General features: G+C 71.1%; 22 protein-coding genes. 12 read left to right on the plus strand and 10 right to left on the minus strand.

Going from position 1 to position 22,314, the window contains the following annotated elements:
* Positions 1–89 precede the first annotated feature (89 nt).
* The 3 genes from ABD355_RS04825 to ABD355_RS04835 are packed head-to-tail and all read left to right on the plus strand — an operon-like array spanning position 90 to position 3,269.
* Positions 90–1,178 (plus strand): substrate-binding domain-containing protein, encoded by a 1,089-nt coding sequence (locus ABD355_RS04825; RefSeq protein WP_344398775.1) that lies wholly within the window; start codon positions 90–92, stop codon positions 1,176–1,178.
* 37 nt (positions 1,179–1,215) lie between these two features.
* Positions 1,216–1,995, plus strand: coding sequence for an ATP-binding cassette domain-containing protein (locus ABD355_RS04830; protein ID WP_344398776.1), 780 nt, complete (start codon positions 1,216–1,218; stop codon positions 1,993–1,995).
* A 5-nt stretch (positions 1,996–2,000) separates the two neighbouring features.
* A complete protein-coding gene (locus ABD355_RS04835; protein ID WP_344398777.1) occupies positions 2,001–3,269 on the plus strand; it encodes a sugar ABC transporter permease in 1,269 nt (422 codons plus the stop codon).
* A 403-nt stretch (positions 3,270–3,672) separates the two neighbouring features.
* Here ABD355_RS04835 and ABD355_RS04840 read toward each other — a convergent pair whose 3' ends face one another.
* Both ABD355_RS04840 and ABD355_RS04845 read right to left on the minus strand, forming a co-directional pair.
* Entirely contained in the window at positions 3,673–4,455 is a 783-nt protein-coding gene (locus ABD355_RS04840; protein ID WP_344398778.1) for a VOC family protein, read from the minus strand.
* 147 nt (positions 4,456–4,602) lie between these two features.
* The gene (locus ABD355_RS04845; RefSeq protein ID WP_344398779.1) at positions 4,603–6,141 is read right to left on the minus strand and encodes a CYTH and CHAD domain-containing protein; all 1,539 of its coding nucleotides are present in this window, start codon (positions 6,139–6,141) and stop codon (positions 4,603–4,605) included.
* A 173-nt stretch (positions 6,142–6,314) separates the two neighbouring features.
* On the opposite strand from ABD355_RS04845, the gene ABD355_RS04850 reads away from it, so the two are divergent.
* Positions 6,315–7,547, plus strand: a complete 1,233-nt coding sequence (locus ABD355_RS04850; RefSeq protein WP_344398780.1) for an MFS transporter — start codon at positions 6,315–6,317, stop codon at positions 7,545–7,547.
* A 49-nt stretch (positions 7,548–7,596) separates the two neighbouring features.
* Here the strand turns inward: ABD355_RS04850 and ABD355_RS04855 are convergent, their stop codons facing one another.
* Positions 7,597–8,655 (minus strand): alpha-hydroxy acid oxidase, encoded by a 1,059-nt coding sequence (locus tag ABD355_RS04855; protein ID WP_344398781.1) that lies wholly within the window; start codon positions 8,653–8,655, stop codon positions 7,597–7,599.
* 165 nt (positions 8,656–8,820) lie between these two features.
* Between ABD355_RS04855 and ABD355_RS04860 the strand changes: the two genes are divergently transcribed.
* The 4 genes from ABD355_RS04860 (at position 8,821) to ABD355_RS04875 (ending at position 12,961) form a co-directional block, all read left to right on the plus strand.
* Positions 8,821–10,011, plus strand: coding sequence for a L,D-transpeptidase (locus ABD355_RS04860; RefSeq protein ID WP_344398782.1), 1,191 nt, complete (start codon positions 8,821–8,823; stop codon positions 10,009–10,011).
* Between the two features lie 92 nt (positions 10,012–10,103).
* Positions 10,104–10,652: a hypothetical protein gene (locus tag ABD355_RS04865; protein ID WP_344398783.1), complete on the plus strand. Its 549-nt coding sequence runs from the start codon at positions 10,104–10,106 to the stop codon at positions 10,650–10,652.
* 119 nt (positions 10,653–10,771) lie between these two features.
* Positions 10,772–12,112 (plus strand): jacalin-like lectin, encoded by a 1,341-nt coding sequence (locus ABD355_RS04870; RefSeq protein ID WP_344398784.1) that lies wholly within the window; start codon positions 10,772–10,774, stop codon positions 12,110–12,112.
* Between the two features lie 108 nt (positions 12,113–12,220).
* The gene (locus tag ABD355_RS04875) at positions 12,221–12,961 is read left to right on the plus strand and encodes a maleylpyruvate isomerase family mycothiol-dependent enzyme (RefSeq protein WP_344398785.1); all 741 of its coding nucleotides are present in this window, start codon (positions 12,221–12,223) and stop codon (positions 12,959–12,961) included.
* Here ABD355_RS04875 and ABD355_RS04880 read toward each other — a convergent pair.
* Entirely contained in the window at positions 12,948–13,340 is a 393-nt protein-coding gene (locus tag ABD355_RS04880) for a MarR family winged helix-turn-helix transcriptional regulator (RefSeq protein WP_344398786.1), read from the minus strand. The two genes, ABD355_RS04875 and ABD355_RS04880, sit on opposite strands and share 14 nt — an antisense overlap.
* 86 nt (positions 13,341–13,426) lie before the next feature.
* Between ABD355_RS04880 and ABD355_RS04885 the strand changes: the two genes are divergently transcribed.
* Entirely contained in the window at positions 13,427–14,911 is a 1,485-nt protein-coding gene (locus tag ABD355_RS04885; RefSeq protein WP_344398787.1) for an MFS transporter, read from the plus strand.
* A gap of 73 nt (positions 14,912–14,984) precedes the next feature.
* A complete protein-coding gene (locus tag ABD355_RS04890; protein ID WP_344398788.1) occupies positions 14,985–15,269 on the plus strand; it encodes a DUF6332 family protein in 285 nt (94 codons plus the stop codon).
* On the opposite strand, the gene ABD355_RS04895 is transcribed toward ABD355_RS04890, so the two are convergent.
* The 3 genes from ABD355_RS04895 to ABD355_RS04905 form a co-directional block, all read right to left on the minus strand.
* Positions 15,230–15,895 (minus strand): response regulator, encoded by a 666-nt coding sequence (locus tag ABD355_RS04895; RefSeq protein WP_344398789.1) that lies wholly within the window; start codon positions 15,893–15,895, stop codon positions 15,230–15,232. The genes ABD355_RS04890 and ABD355_RS04895 overlap by 40 nt on opposite strands.
* Positions 15,892–17,127: a sensor histidine kinase gene (locus tag ABD355_RS04900; protein WP_344398790.1), complete on the minus strand. Its 1,236-nt coding sequence runs from the start codon at positions 17,125–17,127 to the stop codon at positions 15,892–15,894. Before ABD355_RS04900 ends, ABD355_RS04895 begins: the two co-directional genes overlap by 4 nt.
* A gap of 93 nt (positions 17,128–17,220) precedes the next feature.
* The gene (locus ABD355_RS04905) at positions 17,221–17,907 is read right to left on the minus strand and encodes a TetR/AcrR family transcriptional regulator (RefSeq protein WP_344398791.1); all 687 of its coding nucleotides are present in this window, start codon (positions 17,905–17,907) and stop codon (positions 17,221–17,223) included.
* Positions 17,908–18,077: 170 nt separating this feature from the next.
* On the opposite strand from ABD355_RS04905, the gene ABD355_RS04910 reads away from it, so the two are divergent.
* Positions 18,078–18,527, plus strand: a complete 450-nt coding sequence (locus ABD355_RS04910) for a nitroreductase family deazaflavin-dependent oxidoreductase (protein ID WP_344398792.1) — start codon at positions 18,078–18,080, stop codon at positions 18,525–18,527.
* On the opposite strand, the gene ABD355_RS04915 is transcribed toward ABD355_RS04910, so the two are convergent.
* The gene (locus ABD355_RS04915; protein WP_344398793.1) at positions 18,517–19,752 is read right to left on the minus strand and encodes a geranylgeranyl reductase family protein; all 1,236 of its coding nucleotides are present in this window, start codon (positions 19,750–19,752) and stop codon (positions 18,517–18,519) included. The genes ABD355_RS04910 and ABD355_RS04915 overlap by 11 nt on opposite strands.
* Before the next feature lie 132 nt (positions 19,753–19,884).
* On the opposite strand from ABD355_RS04915, the gene ABD355_RS04920 reads away from it, so the two are divergent.
* The gene (locus ABD355_RS04920) at positions 19,885–21,240 is read left to right on the plus strand and encodes a dipeptidase (RefSeq protein WP_344398794.1); all 1,356 of its coding nucleotides are present in this window, start codon (positions 19,885–19,887) and stop codon (positions 21,238–21,240) included.
* 101 nt (positions 21,241–21,341) lie between these two features.
* Here ABD355_RS04920 and ABD355_RS04925 read toward each other — a convergent pair whose 3' ends face one another.
* The gene (locus tag ABD355_RS04925; protein ID WP_344398795.1) at positions 21,342–21,917 is read right to left on the minus strand and encodes a HutD/Ves family protein; all 576 of its coding nucleotides are present in this window, start codon (positions 21,915–21,917) and stop codon (positions 21,342–21,344) included.
* A gap of 1 nt (position 21,918) precedes the next feature.
* The gene (locus tag ABD355_RS04930; RefSeq protein ID WP_344398796.1) at positions 21,919–22,296 is read right to left on the minus strand and encodes a hypothetical protein; all 378 of its coding nucleotides are present in this window, start codon (positions 22,294–22,296) and stop codon (positions 21,919–21,921) included.
* Positions 22,297–22,314: the final 18 nt, after the last annotated feature.

Below are 22,314 nucleotides of genomic sequence, written 5' to 3' on the forward strand. Positions count from 1 at the left end.
TGTCGCCGCGTGCGGGCAGCGACCAGTGCCTTTCTGGATCTCCATGCCGGCGTGACCACCCGACCCGCGCTCGGAGGGAGGTCTCGCACATGAAGGCCTGCATACGGGGCGCGGCCATGGTCATGACCGCGGTCTCGACGGCCGTCGCCCTGTCGGCCTGCGGGTCGGGCACCGGAAGCCCCTCCGACGGGGGGACCGCACCGAAGATCGCCCTGCTGCTGCCGGATGCCACCACGGCCCGCTGGGAGACCCAGGACAGGCCCTTGCTCGAGAAGAAGATCATGGAGCTGTGCCGGAGCTGCACGATCGAGTACGCCAACGCCAAGGGCGATGTGGCTTTCCAGCAGGAGCAGATGGACTCGATGATCACCAAGGGCGTCGACGCGATCCTGCTCGTGGCGGTGGACGCCCGATCGCTCGCCACTTCCGTGCAGGCGGCAGCTCGGGCGGACATCCCGGTGATCGCCTACGACCGGCTCGCGCAGGGCCCGATCTCGGGCTACGTCTCCTTCGACGGCGAGGAGGTCGGCAGGCTCCAGGGCAGGGCGCTGCTGAAGGCCATGGGCAACCACGGCCGCCTGCCCCAGATCGTCATGATGAACGGCGATCCCAGCGACCCCAATGCGGTGTCGTTCAAGAAGGGCGCGCTGTCCGTGCTCACAGGGAGAGTGAAGATCGGCAAGGCGTACGACACACCGCAGTGGCGCCCGGAGATCGCGAACACGAACATGTCCGGCGCCATCGCCGCCCTGGGCGTGGCCAACATCCAGGGGGTGTACTCGGCCAACGACGGTCTCGCCGGAGCGAGTATCGCCGCCCTCAAGGCGAACAAGGTCGACCCGCTGCCCCCGGTCACCGGGCAGGACGCCGAACTCGGGGCCGTGCAGCGCATCGTCGCCGGCGATCAGTACATGACCGTCTACAAGCCCTTCGGCCCCGAGGCCTCCGCGGGCGCCGCCATGGCCGTGGCGGCGGCGCGTCGGACCGGCCTCCAGCAGGTCGCCAAGGACAAGGTCACGGCCAACGGCGGCAAGACCGTTCCTGCGGTCCTGCTCACCCCCGTGTCCGTGACCGCCACCACCATCAAGGACACCTTGGTCAAGGACGGCTTCTACACCGTCCGGCAGATCTGCATCCCCCGACTCCAGGCTGCCTGCAGCAGGTCCGGACTGACCTGACGAACCGGCTTCGCCGAGTCCGAGCCCCGGGAAGGAGATGGTCCGAGTGCCGGATTCCCCCTTGCTGGCGCTGCACGGCGTGTGCAAACGCTTCGGCGCCGTCGAGGTCCTCAAGGACGTCGAGCTGGAGATCCACGCCGGTCAGGTCGTCGCCCTGCTCGGCGACAACGGGGCCGGCAAGTCCACCCTCGTCAAAGTGATCTCCGGCGTCGCACCCGCGGACAAGGGCGTCATCGAGTGGGAGGGCCGCACGGTGCACATCAGGCGCCCGCACGACGCCCGGGACCTCGGGATCGCCACCGTCTACCAGGACCTCTCGCTGTGCGGGAACCTCGACGTCGTCGGCAATCTCTTCCTCGGCCGGGAGATCCGCAGGTTCGGGTTCCTCGACGAGATGGAGATGGAGAGCCGCACCATCGAACTGCTCGAACGCCTCACCAGGACCGTGCCCGCACTGCGCGCGCCGGTGGTCTCCCTGTCCAGCGGCCAGCGCCAGACGGTCGCCATCGCACGCTCGCTCCTCGGCGAGCCCCGGGTGCTCCTGCTGGACGAACCGACCGCGGCGCTGGGCTTCGAGCAGACCACCGAGGTCCTGGACCTCGTCGACGCGCTGCGCGACCGCGGCATGGGAGTGCTGCTCATCAGCCACAGCATGGGGGACGTCAAAGCGCTCGCGGACCGGGCCGCCGTGCTGCGGCTCGGCCGCAACAACGGCTTCTTCAACGTGAACACCGCCTCCCAGGAACAGATCATCTCCTCCATCACGGGTGCCACGGAGAACGTGCCCCGCCGGCCGGCCACCCACGAGGCGTGGTGAAAGGGATGCGCCGCATGACGGACAACACGCGGGCCGAAGAGGCCGCGGCCGCCGAGCCCCGCGGTCCGCACGGCCGGGCGGCCCTGGCCCTCGCCGTGAAGGACGGGGCCGACTTCCTGCGGCGCAGGTTCCGCGCCGGTGAACTGGGCTCGCTGCCCGTGGTCCTCGTGCTGGCCACGGTCTGGATCATCTTCCAGTCCCTCAACAACAACTTCCTCTCGCCGCGGAACCTGTCGAACCTCAGCGTGGACATCGTGGGCACCGGCCTGATCGCGGTCGGCATCGTCTTCGTGCTGCTGCTCGGTGAACTCGACCTGTCGGTGGGCTCGATCAGCGGCTTCGCCGCGGCCATCTTCGCCGTGCTGAACGTGAACAACGGCGTGCCCGAATGGATCGCCCTGATCCTCGCGGTGCTCGCGGGCACCGCGGCGGGAGCCCTCCAGGGCTTCTCCTGCGCCAAGACCCGGGTACCGGCCTTCGTCGTCACGCTGGCGGGGCTGCTCACCTGGAACGGCCTCATGCTCTACGTCCTCGGCACCAGCGGCACGGTCAACCTGGACGAGAACGGGCTGGTCGCCGACTTGACCAGCTACTACTTCACCAATGACGCCGTCGCCTACAGCCTGGCGGCGCTCTGCGCGGGCCTCGTCTTCCTGATGTCGTACCTGGACCGGCGCCGCCGCGTGGCCGCCGGCATGCCGCACCGCTCGATGCGGGACATCGTGGTACGAGCGGGAGGACTCGCGGTGGTCGCCTTCACCACGGCGTATCTGCTCAACCGGTTCCAGGGGCTGCCGCTCGCCCTTCTGATCTTCCTCGTGGTGGTCGCCGGACTCGACATCGTCCTGCGCCACACGCACTACGGCCGGCAGGTCTACGCACTGGGCGGCGGCGTCGAGGCGGCCCGTCGCGCCAGCCTCAATGTGATCGGCATCCAGACCGCGGTGCTCGCGGTCTCCGGGACGATGGCCGCGGTCGGCGGCCTGTTCCTCGCCTCGCGCATCACCTCGGTCAGCCAGAGCTCGGGATCGGGCGTCCTGCTGCTCAACGCCATCGCGGCAGCCGTCATCGGCGGCACCAGTCTGTTCGGAGGACGCGGTACGACCTGGTCCGCGGTGCTCGGCATGCTGGTCATCCAGTCGATCGCGTCCGGCATGGCGATCACGGACACCCCGACGGCCATCCAGTTCGTCATCACCGGTGGGGTGCTCTTCGCCGCGGTGGTCATCGACGCACTGTCACGACGCTCGCAGGAGGCGCACGGACGGGCCTGACACACCGGCCCTCTTGTCGATACGCCCTGACCCTTATTGACATCACCAGTGCGGCACGCAACTGACGCAACCGAGCCACACACCTCACACGGCGCCCTGCACTTCGAGGCTGCGGAGGTGGCCCGGCGCATCGACGCCGGCCAGGCTTCAGACGCCGGTCCGCCCGCTCCCCGACTCGCTGACCACACTGCGTGTGAGGGACGAAATCCGGCGACGGTGCGGCATCTCCCTTCCCGGAGAGACGGAACGGCATCTCGGCGGCGACGGCGCGGCCGGTGGCCCGGGAGGGACGCCCCACCACCGGCCAGGACCCCCTTCGGCCGCCGGCCCCCTCAGTGCCATCTGCCGAGTGCAGCTGCCTCCGGCGGCCTCTGCACACCTTCGACACGTGACCGGGACGCTGTCATGCCTGCCGCGGGTTTGGCTTCAGCACGGCGAACACCGCCTGGGCCGGGTCGGCCAGCCAGGCGATCCGCCCGACATCCGGCACATCTGATGCAGGCATGAGCACCGAGCCGCCGTTCTCCTGCACCTTCGCCACGATGGCATCGGCGTCGGCCACGGCGAAGTACGGCACCCAGCGCGTCTCCTCCCCTTCGCCTTGGAGCGGGGCGACACCGCCGAAGGAGCCCTCCTGCTGGTCGCCGTCCTTGAGGCTGAGCACCCGGTACGTCATCCCGGGTGCCTGCATCTCCTGGGAACGCCAGCCGAACAGACCGGCGTAGAAGCGGATCGCCGCCTCCGGGTCACCGACATGCAGTTCCACCCACACCAGCGTGTTGTCCTCCGAAGCCTTCTCCAGGCCCTTCGTCCTGCCGGGCTGCCATACGGCGAACTGCGCGCCCTGGGGATCGGTGAACTGGCCCATCCAGCCCTCACCCATGACGTCCATGGGTTCTGTGCGCACGGCGCCCCCGCCGGCCACCACGTCGCGGGCGGTGGCCTGGATGTCGTCGCTCTGGAAGTACGTCGTCCAGGCCGAACCGGCACCCTCCTCGCTCAGCGGACCGAGGGCGCCGACCGTCTTCCCGTCCTTCTGGAAGAACCCGTACCCGCCGGCCTCGGGCCCGGCGGACACGAACTGCCACCCGAAGACGGCGCCGTAGAACGCGGCGGCCGCACCCGTGTCGGGGCTGCCGAGGTCGATCCAGTTGGGTGATCCGGTGCGGAAGTCGGTGCCGAGCATGTGTTTCCTCCTGCGAAGTCTGGGGTCAAGACTCCGCCACGATGCCGCCTCGTGCGGACGGCGCTCGGTGCACCGGCCCGCAGGCCCAGGCGGTTTCACCCGGGCGGGCGCCCCGCAACCGGCCGGCCCCCCTGCCCAGGGCCGATGTCAGGGCGCGAGCCCCTTGCGCAGGCTGGGCTTCGACGCATCGGCAAATGCGGCCGGCAGTTCCCGTTCGCGCTCCCTGGCCACGCCCTGTTCCTGGCCGTAGAGCAGCCCCCAGGTGAAACCGGGCTCCCCCGCGGCGTGCGCCGCGAGGGCCAGCTTCCGCAGGACGTCCCGGGCCAGGACGCTGTCCTGATGGTCCCCGAGTACCTTCTGCACGGCCTTCACACGCTTGCCGAGCCGCTTCGCGGGCTTGCCGAGCGAGGCACGTGCCGGTTCGGTGGCGTAGCGCGTCTTCTTGGCCGACTTTCGGGCCTCGTGGAGGGCCGTGTCGCGTTCCGGTCCGGGCGGGAGTTCCAGCGCGTGCGCCACCCGAGCGGCGAACCGGTCGTACTCCTTGAAGATCCCCTTGGCCATCGCCTTGTCCGGTCCACGGGCGGCCTTGCGACGCAGCGGCGGCTGCTCGGTCAGCGCGGCCAGGGAGTCCAGCAGGGCCAGATAGCGAGGTGTGTGCAGTGCCTCCAGGGTGCGCCGGCGCGCCTCGTCGGTATTGGCGACGTTCCACGCCTTCAACCGGGCCGCGACCGGCCCGAGAACCAGCTCCGCGGGCAGGGCCTCGAGACGCGCACCGAGCCGTTCCATGAGGACCTCCTGGTCGCGTTCCGCGCCCAGTTCGCCGCCCAGCCACTTGAGGTCGTCGCGGATCGGATCGGTGACCGCACGATCCAGCACCGACCGGTAGGAACGCAGGGTGCTGCGCAGCCGGCGGCAGGTGACGCGCATCTTGTGCACCGAGTCGGGCACGTCACGGCGCACCGCGGGATCGAGACGCACCAGGGCGTGCACCTGTTCGTCCAGGTACCTGAGAACGTCATCGCCTGCCGAGCCGGGTACGACGGCCTCGGCTCGCGCGTCCGGCAGGCGCGGCCCGCCCACTCCTGTCTCCTCCAGGGCCCGGATCAGCTTGGACGGACGGGCGGCACGGTCGATGCCGTTCTTGCGCAGCGTCTTGTCCACGGCGTCCAGGAGTGCCCGATCGGCATCGTCGGCGAGCTCGACCTCCATCTCCGTCCAGGCAGCCAGCGTGGTCGTGCCGCGCAGGGACTCGGCGCGGACCTCGTCGACGGTCAGCTCCGCGACGACCGCGCCTTGGGAATCGACGAGGTGCCGCGTGGTGCGGGTGGACCTGATGCGGACGACCGGCGTCAGTTCTGCCCCACGGGTACGGGAAAGGGCCAGGTCACGCAGCGTGTCCGGAATCGTCTCGGACAGCGGGGCCCGCACCTCCTCCCGACTGTCCCCCGACAGGGGCAGCTTCAGGTGCCAGCCGGCATCGGGTCCGCCCCTCCTGCGCCGTAGCGTGGCCGCCGCGCCGGCCAGCCGCAGGTCCTCGGTGTCGTGGTACACGGCATCCAGCTCATCGGTGCCCTGTTCCACGACCGCCACGATGCCGGCCACGCCGGTGAGCTCCGGGAGCCACGAGGTGTCATCGGCCGACGGAGCATCGTACTTTCGCTCTGTCTCACGCTTCGACTCGGTCATACCGGTCGCGTACACGCCTCAGCGCGGCTCAAACACGGGTGCGGCCCCAACAGGCCCGCAACGCCCTCGCCACCGAGGCCCCCTGCGAGCGGAGCAAATCCCTTGCCCTGCTCTCCACGTCCCTCTAGCGTGGTTTTGTGCCGCAAATAAACAAACCCCGAACGCACAACGTCGTGCCGGGCAGCGACAACACCGGCCTCACCCGGCTCCGCATGGTCCTCACCGTCTTCTTCGCCCTCGACGGCTTCATCTTCGCCGGCTGGGTCGTGCGCATCCCCGCGATCAAGGAACAGACCGGCGCCTCCGCCAGCGCCCTCGGGCTCGCCCTGCTCGGCGTGTCCGCCGGCGCCGTGATCACGATGATGCTCACGGGACGCCTGTGCCGCCGCTACGGCAGCCACACCGTCACCGTGATCTGCGGCATCCTGCTGTCCCTGAGCGTCGCCCTGCCGCCGCTGACCCGTTCGGCCGTCGCGCTCGGCGCCGTGCTCCTCGTCTTCGGCGCCGCCTACGGCGGGATCAACGTCGCCTTCAACAGCGCCGCCGTCGACCTCGTGGGCGCCCTGCGGCGGCCGATCATGCCGAGCTTCCACGCCGCTTTCAGCCTGGGCGGCATGCTCGGCGCCGGGCTCGGCGGGCTGGTCGCCGGGCATCTCTCGCCCACCCGGCATCTTCTCGGCCTGGCCTTCGTCGGGCTCGTCGTGACGGCCGTGGCGGGTCGCTCCCTACTGCGTCAGCAGCCACCGAAGCCGCCCGAGCCCGCAGGCGACCCCGCACAGGACGGTCCGCGCCGCCTCGACGGTCGTCGCCGCGGACTGGTCGCCGTCTTCGGGCTCATCGCCCTGTGCACCGCATACGGCGAGGGAGCCATGGCCGACTGGGGCGCGCTGCACCTCGAACAGGACCTGGGTGCCTCCGCGGGTGCCGCGGCGCTGGGGTACTCGTGTTTCGCGCTCGCCATGACCGTCGGGCGGCTGACGGGGACGACCCTGCTCGAACATCTCGGCCGTACCCGCACGGTGATCGCGGGCGGCGCCACCGCCGCACTCGGCATGCTGGCCGGGTCCCTGGCGCCCTCCCTGTGGGCGGCTCTGATCGGCTTCGCCGTCACGGGACTCGGTCTCGCCAACCTCTTCCCGGTCGCCGTCGAACGCGCCGGGGTGCTCGCCGGCCCGAGCGGCGTCGCGACCGCCTCCACCCTCGGCTACGGCGGCATGCTCCTCGGCCCGCCCGCGATCGGTTTCATGGCCGACTGGTTCTCCCTGCCCACCGCCCTCACCAGCGTCGCGGCACTGGCAGCGGTCGCCGCGCTCATCGGACTGGTGCTGCGCTTTCCCGGGGGACAACCCCCGGGCCCCCAGCACAAACGCCCACCGGCGCGGACATCGCGCGGCAAACCGGAGTGACACGCCGTGCGGCCACCGAAGGTCTCACCCCTCGGCACTCGCCGCACCCTCAGCTCACGGCTGGAGGCCCGCTCCAGAGCTGATCGCGCGTCACCCGGTCCAGGGACGACATGCCGGTCAGGCGTATCGCCTCGGCGAGTTCGCCGGTGAGCTCGCCGAGCAACCGGGCAACTCCGGCGTCCCCGGCGACCGTCAGCGCCCACAGCACCGGCCGTCCGACGAACACCGCGCGTGCGCCGAGCGCGAGAGCGGCCAGGATGTGCGTCCCCCGGCGCAGCCCGCCGTCGACGTATACCTCCGTGCCCGTGCCGGCCACCGCGTCGGCGACTTCCGGGAGCGCCCAGGCGGTCGGCACCAGCCCGTCCAGTTGCCGTCCGCCGTGGTGGGAGACCAGCAGCCCGGAGGCCCCGGCTGCCGCGAACTCGCGGGCGTCGTCGTCGCGGAGCACGCCTTTGACCACGACGGGGAGTCCCGTGCGCTCGCGCAGCCAGTCGATCACCTCCGGAGTGAGGTCGGGCGCGTGCTCAGCCGCCTCCCGGGCCGGGATGCCGGTGATGTTCCCGTACAGGTCCTCCGGTCCGACGAAGTCCGCCACATGGGCTCCGGGCCTGCCGTACGAGCCGATGACCGGGGTGTCGGCCGTGAGCACGACCGCTCGGGCACCGGCGGCCTTGGCCCGTTCCAGCACCTCCACGGTCAGCGGCCGGTCCCGCGCCACGTAGACCTGAACCCACCACGGCGCCTCGCTCGCCGGGAGCCCGGAGAAGGGGATCACCGTGTTGGGGGTGACCGCCAGCAGCGATCCTGCACGGGCGACACCGCGCGCGGTGGCCGCCTCGCCCTCCGGTTCGGCACGGCGCTGCAAGGTGCTCGGCGCGACGAGGACAGGGGTGCCGACCGGCGTGCCCAGCACGGTCGTCGAGGTGTCGCAGACGGAGACGTCCCGCAGCACATGGGGCCGCAGTCGCAGCCCGTCCCAGCTGGTGGCCGCCTCGGCCGCGCTGATGCCCTGGCCGGCACCCCGGCGGAAATAGCCGTAGGTCTCGGGCGGCAGAGCGCGTGCGGCCTGTTCCTCCAGGCCGTCCGTCCAGCGACCGATCTCCGTCACCGCCGGCCCCCATTCGAATCGTGGCCCAAAGAGGGCGCAGGTGGCGCCCACCCTGAGCAGTCACCCGATGGGCCGGTCGGCCGGGTGCCTTCCCGGGGTACCAGGAAAGCGACAAAGCAACGCACCAGGAAACGCACGTAAGCCCTTGGGGAAGGGGAGAGTCCCATGCGACACCGCCTGCCGGCACCGTGGGGCCGCCGGACCGCACCTCCGCTCGCGTTCGCGTCGGCCGCCGCCGTCCTTCTCGCCGCATGCAGCTCGGGCGGGGATGCGGACGGCGGGGACAAGGGGGGACCGCCCGCGATAGTCGTGCAGCCCGACGCCGGCAGTGCGAAGGTGCCGGTCGGGCGGAAGGTGACGGTGCACGCACGAGGCGGATCCCTGATCTCCGTCCAGGTGGGCGCCCCGGGCCCGGGCCGGATCTCCGGCACCTGGTCCGAGGACAGGTCCGTGTGGACCTCGACCACGCCGCTCGCCCCGGGCGCCACCTACACGGTGACGGCGCACGGCAGGACGGACGGCGGGTCGGCTCTCGACAGGACCGCCTCCTTCACCACCGAGACGCCGAAGAACGCCTTCGTCGGCGAGTACCACCCCGACGGGGGTATGACGGTCGGTATCGCCATGCCGGTCTCGATCACCTTCAACAAGCCGATCCGCGACAAGGCGGCGGTCGAGCGGAAGCTCCGTGTCACCGCCTCCCCCGCGGTCCAGGGCGCCTGGAGCTGGATGAAGGACCGCGACGGCAAGGACCGTGTCGACTACCGCCCGGTGAACTACTGGCAGCCGGGCACCCGTGTCACCCTGCGCATGGACCTGGCAGGCGTGAACGCGGGCAACGGGCTCTACGGCACCCAGCAACGCGTCGTGGACTTCCGCATCGGGGACGCCGTGACGAGCACGGTGGACGTCACGACGAAAACGATGACGGTGCGGAAGAACGGAAGGACGCTGCGCACCCTCAAGGTCTCCAGCGGCAAGAAGGGCTACGAGACCTGGAACGGCACCATGGTCGTCCTGGGCAAGGTGCCGACCATCCGCATGGACTCCTCGACCGTGCGGATCTTCGGCCCCGAGGCGTACGACCTGGGGGCGGTCAAGTGGGACGTCCAGCTCACCCCGTCCGGCACCTATGTGCATGCGGCGCCCTGGAACGAGGGCAAGTTCGGCGTGGTCAACGGCAGCCACGGCTGCATCGGCATGAGCACCGGCGACGCACAGTGGTTCTACGGCCGGGTCCAGCTCGGCGATCCGGTCACGGTCGTCCACTCCGTCGAAACCGTCGCGGCCAACAACGGCTACGGCGACTGGAACGTCCCCTGGGCCACCTGGAAGAAGGGCAGCGCCCTCAACTAGCGCCCGGCCGTGAAAAGTGGCGGCGGCCCGCTGCTGCCGGCCGGATTCCGCGGGATGCTGGCTTCGGTACGTACGGGTCGGGAGGTTCTGGGATGCGGTGGTGGTCCGGGGCATGGATGATCGCCGGGATCGTCGTACTGGCGGCCTGCGGCACGTCGGCGGGCGGCGGATCCACGGGACCGGCGTCGTCGTCAGGCAGCAGCTCGGCACGGCCGTCCGCCACGGCCCCGACGGGCGCGCCCGCGTCTCCTTCCGGGCCGGGCCCGAGCAAGTCGGCGACGGCGCCCTCGGCTCCGGCGGGCCACTGTGCCGCCGGGCATGCGGAGATCAGCGTCGCCCCCGGTGACGCGGTCGCGCAGCGGCTGTGCGTGCGACCGGGGACCGTGGTGTCCCTCGTCCTGCGGCCCCGCACGGACGACAAGCGGTGGGAGGGCGTGAACACTTCCGCACCGGCCCTCGTTGTGGCTTCCGGATGGCGGCTGGACGCCGACGGAACGGCCCACGCCGCACTGCGGTGCGCCGGCACCCGCGGCGGCGAGGCCGTGGTCACCGCGCTGGCGAAGGCCCCGGACGTGGCGGGCGCCGCACGCACCGCCTTCACCCTGCACGTGAGCGTGGTGCCGTACACGACGCAGGGATGAGTCCGGGGCGACAACTCCTGCGAAAGAGCGTCCAAACACTCGACACGCCTGGGGTAACCGGCGGTAACTTCTGTCAGGCTCACGCCGAAACCGCTTTCCCTCCACAGGAGACACACCCCATGCGCAGACTCCTCGCCTGCCTGGCGGCGGCCACCGCCGTCCTCGGCGGGCTCACCGCCGCCGCGCCCTCCGCGGCGGCGGCCGACTCGGGCAGCTTCAACGTCCTCAGCTACAACGTGGCCGGCCTGCCCGCGGCCATCAACAGCGCGCCGACACCCCGCGAGTCCAGCACCACGGCGATCGGGCAGCGGATAGCCCCGTACGACGTCGTCCACGTCGAGGAGGACTTCAACTACCACTCCTACCTCTACGCAGCCGACACCGCGCACGCCTACCGCACCCCCACCAGCGGCGGCGCGGGCATCGGCAGCGGACTGAACACGCTGTCGAAAATCCCCTACGACACGGACGACTTCGAGCGCGTCCACTGGAACTCATGCCAGGTCGACTCCGGTGACTGTCTCACCCCCAAGGGCTTCACCTTCATGCGCGAGCGCCTCGCCGAAGGCGTCTACGTCGACTTCTACAACCTGCACACCAACGCCGGCACCAACGACGGCGACGAGGCCTCCCGCGCCGACAACCTCAACCAGCTCACCGCCTTCATCAACACCCACTCCGCGGGCAACGCCGTCGTGGTCATGGGTGACACCAACACCCGCTACACCCGCTCGGCCGACACCATCGCCGAGTTCGCCGCGGCCAACGGCCTCACCGACGCCTGGGTGCAGCTGATACGGGGCGGCACCCCGCCCGCCAAGGGCAGCGACGCCCTGGTCTGCGACCAGTCCGGGCCGACCGTGCCCAACACCTGCGAGGTCGTCGACAAGGTCCTCTACCGCAGCAGCAAGCTGGTCTCGCTCAACGCGACGTCGTACAACAACGAGCACGCCAAGTTCCTCACCGACGCCGGGCTGATGCTCTCCGACCACGATCCGATCACCGTCGGCTTCACCTGGTCGCGCAACTCGGCCTACCAGCTCAGCGACCAGTTCGGCGGCCCGCACGGCGACTACTACAACGACATCGACAGCGTGCCCGCCGGCGCCCGCGCCACCACCATCGCGCTGCGCTCCGGCTCCCGGGTCGACCAGCTGAGCCTCACCCTCGCCAACGGCACCACGCTCACGCACGGCGGGACGGGCGGCACCGCGTCCTCCCTCACCCTCGGCAGCGGCGAGTACGTGACCAGCGCCCAGCTCTGCCAGGGCGCGTACGACAGCCACACGCGGATCTTCTACGCCAGGTTCACCACCAACCTGGGCCGCACCCTCACCGGCGGCACCACGACCTCGGACTGCGTGACCCGCACCGCCCCCTCGGGCTGGCAGATCGCAGGCTTCCACGGACGCTCGGGCGACGAGGTCGACAAGGTCGGCTTCATCTACACCCAGCGGTAAGGCAGCCGGCCGGCACTCAGGGGCGGCTGCGCGTCGGCCGCCCCTGAGCAGGCTGGCACAGCCGCGCCCTCTTCCCTTCGACCGCACTTCATGCGGCACACTCGCCCCATGGAGACAGCCGAGTTCGTGGAGATCGTGGACCGGGAGGGCCGATTGCTGGTCGTGGCCGCCGAGGAGGCAGGGACCGACGCCAAGGTGCCCACCTGCCCGGACTGGCAGGTGAAGGACCTGCTGCGGCACACGGGGATGGTGCACCGGTGGGCGGCCGGCTTCGTCGCCGAGGGGCACACCTCCTACCATCCCGACGGCGGGCTGCCCGACCTCGACGGCGACGAACTGCTGGCCTGGTTCCGCGAGGGACACCGGCATCTCGTCGACAGCCTCGCCTCCGCCGCGCCCGACGTGCAGTGCTGGCACTTCCTGCCCGCACCGTCACCGCTCGCGTTCTGGGCCCGGCGGCAGGCGCACGAGACCACGGTGCACCGGGTCGACGCGGAGTCGGCGAGGGGCGCAGCGCAGAGCGGGATCGACCCCGGCTTCGCGGCGGACGGCATCGACGAGCTGCTGCGCGGCTTCCACGCCCGGTCCACGAGCAAGGTCCGCAGCGACGAGCCCCGGGTGCTGCGGGTACGGGCGACGGACACGGAGGACGCGGTGTGGACCGTACGGCTGTCTCAGGAGCCGCCGGTGGCCGTCCGGGACGCGACAGGAGACGCGGACTGCGAAGTGGCCGGGCCCGTCGCGCAGTTGTACCTGGCGCTGTGGAACCGGCTGCCGTTCCCGCACGTGACGGGGGACGGCGCGGTCGCCACGCTGTGGCGCGAGAAGTCGGCCGTCACCTGGAGCTGAGGTCGTCCGCCAGCATCCGCGTCAGCACCGCACGCTGCACCGGCAGCACCTCGCCGTGCAGCGTGCGCCCCTTCGCGGTGAGGGCGACTCGGACGCCCCGCCGGTCCTCCGCGCACATCGCGCGCTCGACGAGGCCGTCCTTCTCCAGCCGGGCGATCAGCCGCGACAGTGCGCTCTGGCTGAGATGGACCCGCTCGGAGATCTCCTGCACGCGGTAGTTGCACGAGTCGCCGGACAGCACGTCCAGCACCTCGAAGTCACTGGCGCACAGGCCGTGTTGATGCAGTGCGCGGTCGAGTTCGCACTGGGTGCGGGCATGCAGCGCGAGGATGTCCCGCCACTGGTCCACGAGCGCCTGTTCGGCCTTCTTCGCCACCATCCGCGCACCGTAGCAGAGACAGAGAATTATTGCACCGGAATTAAATGCATTTGCATTCGATGCATGCGCATGTAGTGTCTGTGTCCATGACCTCTCCGCTCTCCACCCCTGCGGCCCCGTCCTCGGCTGCTCGCTGGACCCCCCGACTGTGGGGCACCCTGCTGGTGCTCTGCGCCGCGATGTTCCTGGACGCGCTCGATGTGTCGATGGTCGGCGTCGCGCTGCCGTCCATCGGCTCCGACCTGAATCTGTCCACCTCGGCGCTGCAATGGATCGTCAGCGGCTACATCCTGGGCTACGGCGGTCTGCTGCTGCTCGGCGGACGCACCGCCGACCTGCTCGGCAGGCGCCAGGTCTTCCTGATCGCCCTGGGCGTGTTCGCCCTCGCCTCACTGCTCGGCGGACTCGTCGACTCGGGTCCGTTGCTGATCGCCAGCCGCTTCATCAAGGGCCTGAGCGCGGCCTTCACCGCGCCCGCCGGTCTGTCCATCATCACCACGACCTTCGCCGAGGGCCCGCTGCGCAACCGGGCCCTGTCCATCTACACCACCTGCGCGGCCACCGGCTTCTCGATGGGTCTGGTGCTCTCCGGGCTGCTCACCGAGGCCAGCTGGCGCCTGACCATGCTGCTGCCCGCGCCCATCGCCCTGATAGCCCTGGTGGCGGGCCTGAAGCTGCTGCCGCGCAGCGAACGCGAGAAGGACCACAACGGCTACGACATCCCCGGCGCCGTCATCGGCACCGCGTCGATGCTGCTGCTCGTCTTCACCGTCGTACAGGCACCGCAGGTCGGCTGGGCCTCTGCCCGCACGCTGCTGTCGTTCCTGGCCGTCGCCGCACTGCTGACCGTGTTCGTGCTCGTCGAGCGGCGCTCGGCCGGTCCGCTGATCCGGCTCGGTGTGCTGCGCTCCGGCAGCCAGATCCGCGCCCAGCTCGGCGCGATGGCCTTCTTCGGGTCCTACGTCGGCTTCCAGTTCCTGGTCACCCTGTACATGCAGTCACTGCTCGGCTGGTCGGCGCTGCACACCGCGCTCGCCTTCCTGCCGGCCGGCGCGCTGGTGGCGGTGTCCTCGACGAAGGTCGGCTCGATCGTCGACCGGTTCGGCACCCAGCGGCTGATCGCGGCGGGCTTCGCGCTGATGGTCGTCGGATACGCGCTGTTCCTGCGCGTGAACCTCGACCCCGTGTACGCCGCCGTCATCCTGCCGTCGATGCTGCTGATCGGTGCGGCCTGCGCGCTGGTCTTCCCCTCGCTCAACATCCAGGCCACCAACGGCGTCGAGGACCACGAGCAGGGCATGGTCTCCGGGCTGCTCAACACCTCGGTGCAGGTGGGCGGCGCGATCTTCCTGGCCGTCGTGACCGCGGTGGTGACCGCCGGAGCCCCCCAGCACGCCACCCCGCAGGCCGTGCTGGACAGCTACCGCCCCGGACTGGTGGTGGTGACGGGCATCGCCGTCGCCGGCCTGCTGATCACCCTCACGGGCCTGCGGACGCGCCGTACCCAGCAGTCCGTCGTGGTCGCCAAGTCCACTTCCCTGGAGGCGGAGCGCGTACCCGTACGCGACTAGGGGGACGCCTCCCCTGTGTGCGCCCGGCGGGGCCTGCTTGCCCCGCCGGGCGCATCGCCGTGAGACTGGGTGGATGGACGGATACGGGGGCCGGCGTCACAAGGCCGAGCAGGATGCGCTGACCGTCGAGATCGGTTACGCGCTGGTCAGTGCGGTGTTCGCGGCGGCCGTGGTGTTCGGTGCCGTCGCGGGACCGGCGTTGCTCTTCGACCTGCCGGACCTGCTGTCCAAGGTGCTGCTGCGGCTGGGCATGACGCTCGCACCCATCGTGTTCGTGGTCCGGGTCGTGAGCGTCGTGGTGCGCTTCCGCAGGGGCGCTCAGCCCAGCCAGCCCGGCCGCACCAGCCCCGACTCGTAGGCCAGGACGACCAGTTGGGCCCGGTCCCGGGCGCCCAGCTTGACCATGGTGCGGCTGACGTGGGTCTTCGCGGTGAGGGGGCTGACGACCAGCCGGCGGGCGATCTCCTCGTTGGACAGGCCGATGCCGACCAGGGCCATCACCTCCCGCTCCCGCTCGGTGAGTTCGGCGAGGGTGCCGGCGGCCGCGGGCTCCTTGGAGCGGGCCGCGAACTCGGCGATCAGCCGGCGGGTCACACCGGGTGAGAGCAGGGCGTCGCCCTCGACCACCGCCCTTACGGCGCGCAGGAGTTCCTCCGGTTCGGTGTCCTTGACCAGGAAGCCGGAGGCGCCGGAGCGGATCGCCTCGAAGACGTACTCGTCGAGCTCGAAGGTGGTCAGCATGACCACCTTGACGCCCTGCAGGGCCTCCTCGTCGGTGATCCGGCGGGTCGCCGCCAGGCCGTCCAGCAGCGGCATGCGGATGTCCATCAGGACGACGTCCGGGCGCAGTTCGCGGACCTTGCGCAGCGCCTCCTCGCCGTCGGCGGCCTCCCCGGCCACCTCGATGTCGGGCTGCGCGTCGAGCAGCGCCTTGAAGCCGGCCCGCACCAGCGACTGGTCGTCGGCGAGCAGTACGCGGATCACCGGTCGTCCTCCTTGGCCTTGACCTTGAGCGGCAGCACGGCGAGCACCCGGAAGCCGCCGTCCGGGCGCGGGCCCGCCTCGATCGTGCCACCCAGCGCTGCGGCACGCTCCCGCATTCCGGCCAGACCGTTGCCGCTGCCGCCCGCGTCGGCGCCGGTCGCAGGGCCGTCGTCGTCGATGCGCAGCCGTAGCGTCTGCTCGTCGTGGCCGAGGTGCACGCGCGCGTGGCGTGAACCCGAGTGCCGTACGACGTTGGTGAGGGCCTCCTGGACGATGCGGAAGGCGGCGAGGTCGGTGCCGGGCGGAAGAAGCGGAGGTTCGCCTTGGACGTCCACCGTGAGGCCTGCGCTCGCTGCCTGTTCCACCAGCTCGGGCAGCCTGTCGAGGCCGGGTGCCGGAGCGCGCGGGGCGTCTCCCGGTGTGCGGAGCGTGTCGAGGACCTGGCGGACCTCGCCGAGCGCCTCCTTGCTGGCGGCCTTGATGGTGGTCAGCGCGGTCCGCGCCTGTTCGGGGTCGGTGTCGATGAGGGCGAGGCCGACACCCGCCTGAACGTTGATCACCGAGATGCTGTGAGCGAGGACGTCATGGAGCTCCTGGGCGATCCGCAACCGCTCCTCGTCGGCCCGCCGCCGCGCTGCCTGCGCCTGCTCGGCCCGCTCCTTGGCCCACTGCTCGCGCCGGATCCGGGCCAGCTCCGCCACCGCCACGATCGCCGCCACCCACGCGGCGATCACGGCCTCCTGCGCCCAGGGGGCCGCCGAGTCCCGCGACGGCGGCAGCCAGCGGTAGAGCCAGTGGGCCACCAGCATGTGCCCGGCCCACAGCATCGCCACCGCACCCCAGGCGGCTCGCCGATGCCCCGAGACGATCGCGCTGAAGCAGGCCACCACCACGGTGAAGAAGACCGGCCCGTACGCGTACCCGGCCCCCAGGTAGACCATCGCGGCGGCTGCCGTGCCGTACACGACGAGCACCGGATGGCGCCGCCGCCACAGCAGCAGTCCCGAGCCCACCAGCAGCAGCACGCGGGCGAACATGTCGAGGGCGGCCCGCTTGCCCTCCTGCTGATGCGCCGCGTAGTGGGAGCCGGCGAGCACGAACGCGGTGAGCAGCACGGTGGACAGCCACGGCCACCGGGCCCGCTGGTGCTCCTCGCCCCAGCGGTTCAGCCACGGCGGCCCGTGCCGCCACCACTGGGGCGGCCCGCTGCCGTGCCCACGCTGCTCGTCCATGACGGCCACGCTAGACGTGACCGGGCGCGCGGGGCGTCCGCCGGGCGTGGTGATCACCGGTACTCCCCGGGAAGTACGACGCCGCGCCTGCGTTCACCTCAGCCCGACCCCGAGGGCGAGCTGTCCGGCGGCATGCCGGAAGAACGCTGCCCGGTCCTCCACGACCCGGTGGAACTGGCCGAACAGCTCGAACCCGATCAGCCCGAAGAGCTGGGCCCAGGCCGCGACGAGGGCCGGGGCGACGGCGGGCGGCAGGTCGGAGGCGAAGTCGGCCGCCATCCGCTCGGCCTCGGGATGCAGTTCGGCGGGGAGGGCGGGCAGGGCCAGGCCGGGGCCCAGCCGGGCGTCGCGGACGATGCCTATCAGGACGAGGCCGACGCGGGCGGCGGCCGGGACGGTGGTGTCGGGGGCCGTGTAACCGGGGACCGGCGAGCCGTAGATCAGCGCGTACTCGTGGGGATGCGCGAGGGCCCACTCGCGTACGGCCTCGCACACGGAGGTCCAGCGCTGCACGGGCCCGGCGTCGGCCGCGGCGGTGTCCGCCGCCTCGGCCGCCTCGCCCACGGAGTCGTACGCGTCGATGATGAGGGCGGTCAGCAGGTCGTCGCGGCTCGGGAAGTAGCGGTAGAGCGCGGAGGAGGCCATGCCGAGCTCGCGCGCCACGGCGCGCAGCGAGAGCTTGGCGGCGCCCTCGGCCGCGAGCTGTCTGCGCGCCTCTTCCTTGATGGCCGCGGTGACCTCGATCCTGGCTCGGGCGCGGGCGCCGTGTGCGGTGCTCATGGGATGCAGTCTCCCATGAAACGAGAGCAGCGCACACAATAGAGAGCAGCGAACAAAAAAGAGAGCACCGCTCTTGCTTTCGATCACCGATCCCGTGCAGACTGTTCAACAAGCGAGAGCAGTGCTCGCAAAAGTGAGCGGCGATCTCTCCGATACCGATGGGGGTCCTCATGTCCACACACGTCCAGAAGCCCGGCTGGTTCACCGTCAACGTCTTCAACCGCGCCGTGGCGTGGATGACGCGTCGCGGCATCAGCGTCTGGGGCTCACGCGTACTGGCGGTCCGTGGGCGCAAGAGCGGCGAGTGGCGGACCACCCCCGTGAACCTGCTGACGGTGGACGGGCAGCAGTATCTGCTCGCCCCGCGCGGCCACGTCCAGTGGACGCACAACATGCGGGCGGCGGGCGGCGGCGAGCTGCGCCTCGGCAAGAACGTGGACGTGTTCACGGCGACCGAGGTCGCCGACGACGACAAGGTCCCGCTGCTGCGCGCCTACCTCAAGCGCTGGAAGGCCGAGGTCGGGGTCTTCTTCAAGGGCGTGGGCCCCGACTCCCCCGATGCCGATCTGCGCCGTATCGCCCCGGACCACCCCGTCTTCCTGATCACGGTCAGGAGCTGACCTCGCCGCCGGCCACCGGGCTCCGGTCGAGCGCGGTCAGCGCACGCTGCGCCATCGGGTGGGTGCGCACGATCTCGGCGAGGGACGTCGAACCGCGCGTGATGTCCCGGAACGCGTTCCACGCGGGCCTGAACCCGGTCAGCGCCGCGTGGAACAGGCCGGGCCGACGCTCGAACGCCGTCATCAGACGCTTGCCGACGCTCATCTCGACGCCGAGCCCCGCCTTGATCGCGAACGCGTAGTTCAGGGCCTGGCGCCGGGTGTCCACCGCGTCGTGCGCCTCCGCGATCCGCACCGCCCACTCCCCCGCGAGCCGTCCCGAGCGCAGCGCGAACGAGATGCCCTCGCGGGTCCACGGCTCCAGCAGCCCCGCCGCGTCCCCGCACACCAGAACCCGCCCGCGGGACAGCGGCGAGTCGTCGGCCCGGCAGCGGGTCAGATGGCCGGAGGAGACGCTCGGCTCGAACCCGGCGAGGCCGAGCCGTCCGACGAACTCCTCCAAGTACCGCTTGGTGGCCGCGCCTTCACCGCGCGCCGAGATCACCCCGACGGTGAGCGTGTCCCCCTTGGGGAACACCCATCCGTAACTGCCGGGGATCGGGCCCCAGTCGATGAGCACCCGCCCCTTCCAGTCCTCCGCGACGGTCTGAGGCACCGGGATCTCCGCCTCCAGGCCGAGATCCACCTGGTCGAGCTTCACCCCGACGTGCGCCCCTATCCGGCTGGCGCTGCCGTCCGCGCCCACCACGGACCGCGCGAACAGCGTCTCGCCACCCTGCAGGAACACCGCGACCGTACGCCGGTCCGGCACCGCCGAGCCGTGCTGCTCCACGCGCTGCACGGTGACGCCGGTGCGCAGCTCGGCGCCGGCCTTCTGCGCGTGCTCGACGAGCTGCTGGTCGAACTCGGGCCGGTTGATCAGGCCGAACAGCATCTGCTTGGAGCGCCGGGTGCGGGTGAAGCGCCCGTTGTTCGAGAACGTCACCGCGTGCACCCGGTCCCGGAACGGCAGCTCGAAGCCGGGCGGCAGAGCGTCGCGCGAGGGGCCGATGATCCCGCCGCCGCACGTCTTGTAGCGCGGCAGCTCCGCCTTCTCCAGCAGCAGGACGCTGCGTCCCGCGACCGCCGCCGCGTAGGCGGCCGAGGCCCCCGCGGGCCCCGCGCCCACCACGACGACGTCCCACACCCGCTGCACGTCGTCCGCCGAAGAGTTCTCGCTGCTCACGATGGTCTACTGCTCCCGATCAAGCCGCTGCCGCACCTGTCCCCCGCATCCTACGGCGGACATCACCGCAGGCCGCTGTGGGAGGATCCCGATATCCACACGTACAACGTCGCACCCACAAGGAGCGTGCCCATGTCGTCGAATCCGGTCGCCGAGACCGTCGCCTCGCTGATACCGAGGGCGCAGGCGGAGCTCGCCGAACTGGTGGCGTTCAAGTCGGTTGCGGACTTCGACCAGTTCCCCAGGAGCGAGAGCGAGGGCGCGGCGCACTGGATCGCCGACGCGCTGACCGCCGAAGGGTTCCAGGACGTCGCCCTCCTCGACACCCCCGACGGTACTCAGTCCGTGTACGGCTACCTGCCCGGCCCCGAGGGCGCCAGGACCGTGCTGCTCTACGCCCACTACGACGTCCAGCCGCCGCTGGACGAGGCCGCCTGGACCACCCCGCCCTTCGAGCTGACCGAGCGCGACGGCCGCTGGTACGGGCGCGGCGCCGCCGACTGCAAGGGCGGCGTGATCATGCACCTGCTCGCGCTGCGCGCCCTCAAGGCGAACGGCGGCGTGCCGGTGCACATCAAGGTGATCGCCGAGGGCTCGGAGGAGATCGGCACGGGCGGTCTGGAGCGGTACGCCGAGGCACACCCCGACCTGCTGGCCGCCGACACCATCGTGATCGGCGACACGGGCAACTTCCGGGTGGGCCTGCCGACGGTCACCTCCACGCTGCGCGGCATGACCGTGGTGCGCATCCAGATCGACACCCTCCGCGGCAACCTCCACTCCGGCCAGTTCGGCGGCGCCGCCCCCGATGCCCTGGCCGCGCTGATCCGCGTACTGGACTCGCTGCGCGCGGAGGACGGTTCCACCACCGTCGACGGGCTCACCCCCGAAACCCGCTGGGACGGCCTGCAGTACGACGAGGAGCAGTTCCGCCAGGACGCCAAGGTGCTGGACGGCGTGCAGCTGATCGGCTCCGGCTCGGTCGCCGACCGCATCTGGGCGCGCCCGGCGGTCACGGTCCTCGGCATCGACTGCCCGCCGGTCGTCGGCGCCACCCCGTCGGTGCAGGCGGGCGCCCGCGCCCTGGTCAGCCTGCGGGTGCCGCCGGGCGTCGACGCGGCCGAGGCCACCAAGCTGCTGCAGGCCCACCTGGAGGCGCACACCCCGTGGGGCGCCCGGGTGCGCACCGAACAGGCCGGCCTGGGCCAGCCGTTCAGCGCCGACACCACCAGCCCGGCGTACACGGCGATGGCGGAGGCGATGGCGGTCGCCTACCCCGGCCAGGAGATGCAGTACGCCGGCCAGGGCGGCTCGATCCCCCTGTGCAACACCCTCGCCGCCCTCTACCCGCAGGCGGAGATCCTGCTGATCGGCCTGAGCGAGCCGGAGGCCCAGATCCACGCGGTGAATGAGAGCGTCTCGCCCGAGGAACTGGAACGGCTGTCGGTGGCGGAGGCCCTGTTCCTGCAGAACTACGCCGCGAACTGACGGCTCTGTCACACGGAAAGGGCCCTCGCCCGCGGGCGGGGGCCCTTTCTCCTACCCGGACCGTCCTTGCCGCGGTCGAGGATTGGGTCGCGCCTCCTGAACTACCCCTGTGCCGCTGTGCCGGTGAGGGTGACGAGGGCCGTGCTGCCGGTCACCTTGAGGGCCTCGTCGGGAGCGTCGCCGATCAGGGCCGCGTCGAAGCGGTCGAGGACCAGGCCGGACGCCTCGAAAACCGCGGAGCCGTCCAGTACGACCGCGAGCAGTGTCGTGTCGGCGAGAGGGGTGAGCGGCACCCGGTCCCGTACGATCCGGACCTGCGCGGTGGCCCGTCCACGCCGGACCATCACGTTGAAGTCGACGAGCGAACAGCCCAGCAGCCGGCAGTCGGTGACGGCGTCCCCCGGAAAGGGGAAGGGGACGTACCGCTCGGCCACGGTGTGCGAGGTGCCGTCGACGGTCAGCACCATGCCGGGGCACTCGACCAGGGTGATGATCCGGTCGACACCTTCGAAGCGGGAGAACGGTCCCGGCTCGGCCACGTCGGCGAGACTCACCCGCCACACGAAGTCCGACATCCCTGCCCGGCCGGGGAAAGTGGCGACCTCGCGGGTCAGTCCGCCCCCGTTCTTCCATGGCACGGCCGGGCGCTCGTCCGCTCTCAGAACGCGCACCGTCATCTCACAGTCCTCCCTCGTCCAGGAGCCGCGTCGGGGCCACGTCGCCTGCCGGGTCATTCAGTTCTCGCGGCTTCGCCGCACCAGCCCCGAGTTCGCGCTGCCTGGCGGCCAGCGCCCTCGCCAGCATCTTCTCCCGGTAGGGGTTCGCCGTGCTGAGGGCCTTCGCCACGTCCACGGCCTCGTCCAGCAGGGCCAGCCGTCGCTCGGGCAACTCCCGCACCAGGGGTGAGCCGCTCTCCTCCACCAGGACGTACACCAGCTTCGATCCGTACACCTCCGGCTCGACCTGCGCCAGCAGTCGGTAGATCCACAGTCCCTCGGCACCCCGCACCACCCGCCGGTTGGCACTGAGCAGCCGGACTTTTGCCAGCACAACCATGTCCCGGTCCATCGATCC

The sequence above is a fragment of the Streptomyces longisporus genome, assembly GCF_039532765.1.
GTDB classification, from domain to species: Bacteria; Actinomycetota; Actinomycetes; order Streptomycetales; family Streptomycetaceae; genus Streptomyces; species Streptomyces longisporus.

Coding starts and splice junctions, on each gene's coding strand:
- ABD355_RS04930 (WP_344398796.1), bottom strand. CDS start 22,296: ATGGTTGTGCTGGCAAAAGTCCGGCTGCTCAGTGCCAACCGGCGGGTG.
- ABD355_RS04885 (WP_344398787.1), top strand. CDS start 13,427: ATGACCTCTCCGCTCTCCACCCCTGCGGCCCCGTCCTCGGCTGCTCGC.
- ABD355_RS04890 (WP_344398788.1), top strand. CDS start 14,985: ATGGACGGATACGGGGGCCGGCGTCACAAGGCCGAGCAGGATGCGCTG.
- ABD355_RS04910 (WP_344398792.1), top strand. CDS start 18,078: ATGTCCACACACGTCCAGAAGCCCGGCTGGTTCACCGTCAACGTCTTC.
- ABD355_RS04865 (WP_344398783.1), top strand. CDS start 10,104: ATGCGGTGGTGGTCCGGGGCATGGATGATCGCCGGGATCGTCGTACTG.
- ABD355_RS04900 (WP_344398790.1), bottom strand. CDS start 17,127: ATGGACGAGCAGCGTGGGCACGGCAGCGGGCCGCCCCAGTGGTGGCGG.
- ABD355_RS04880 (WP_344398786.1), bottom strand. CDS start 13,340: ATGGTGGCGAAGAAGGCCGAACAGGCGCTCGTGGACCAGTGGCGGGAC.
- ABD355_RS04905 (WP_344398791.1), bottom strand. CDS start 17,907: ATGAGCACCGCACACGGCGCCCGCGCCCGAGCCAGGATCGAGGTCACC.
- ABD355_RS04920 (WP_344398794.1), top strand. CDS start 19,885: ATGTCGTCGAATCCGGTCGCCGAGACCGTCGCCTCGCTGATACCGAGG.
- ABD355_RS04830 (WP_344398776.1), top strand. CDS start 1,216: ATGGTCCGAGTGCCGGATTCCCCCTTGCTGGCGCTGCACGGCGTGTGC.
- ABD355_RS04875 (WP_344398785.1), top strand. CDS start 12,221: ATGGAGACAGCCGAGTTCGTGGAGATCGTGGACCGGGAGGGCCGATTG.
- ABD355_RS04835 (WP_344398777.1), top strand. CDS start 2,001: ATGCGCCGCATGACGGACAACACGCGGGCCGAAGAGGCCGCGGCCGCC.
- ABD355_RS04860 (WP_344398782.1), top strand. CDS start 8,821: ATGCGACACCGCCTGCCGGCACCGTGGGGCCGCCGGACCGCACCTCCG.
- ABD355_RS04825 (WP_344398775.1), top strand. CDS start 90: ATGAAGGCCTGCATACGGGGCGCGGCCATGGTCATGACCGCGGTCTCG.
- ABD355_RS04840 (WP_344398778.1), bottom strand. CDS start 4,455: ATGCTCGGCACCGACTTCCGCACCGGATCACCCAACTGGATCGACCTC.
- ABD355_RS04870 (WP_344398784.1), top strand. CDS start 10,772: ATGCGCAGACTCCTCGCCTGCCTGGCGGCGGCCACCGCCGTCCTCGGC.
- ABD355_RS04845 (WP_344398779.1), bottom strand. CDS start 6,141: ATGACCGAGTCGAAGCGTGAGACAGAGCGAAAGTACGATGCTCCGTCG.
- ABD355_RS04925 (WP_344398795.1), bottom strand. CDS start 21,917: ATGACGGTGCGCGTTCTGAGAGCGGACGAGCGCCCGGCCGTGCCATGG.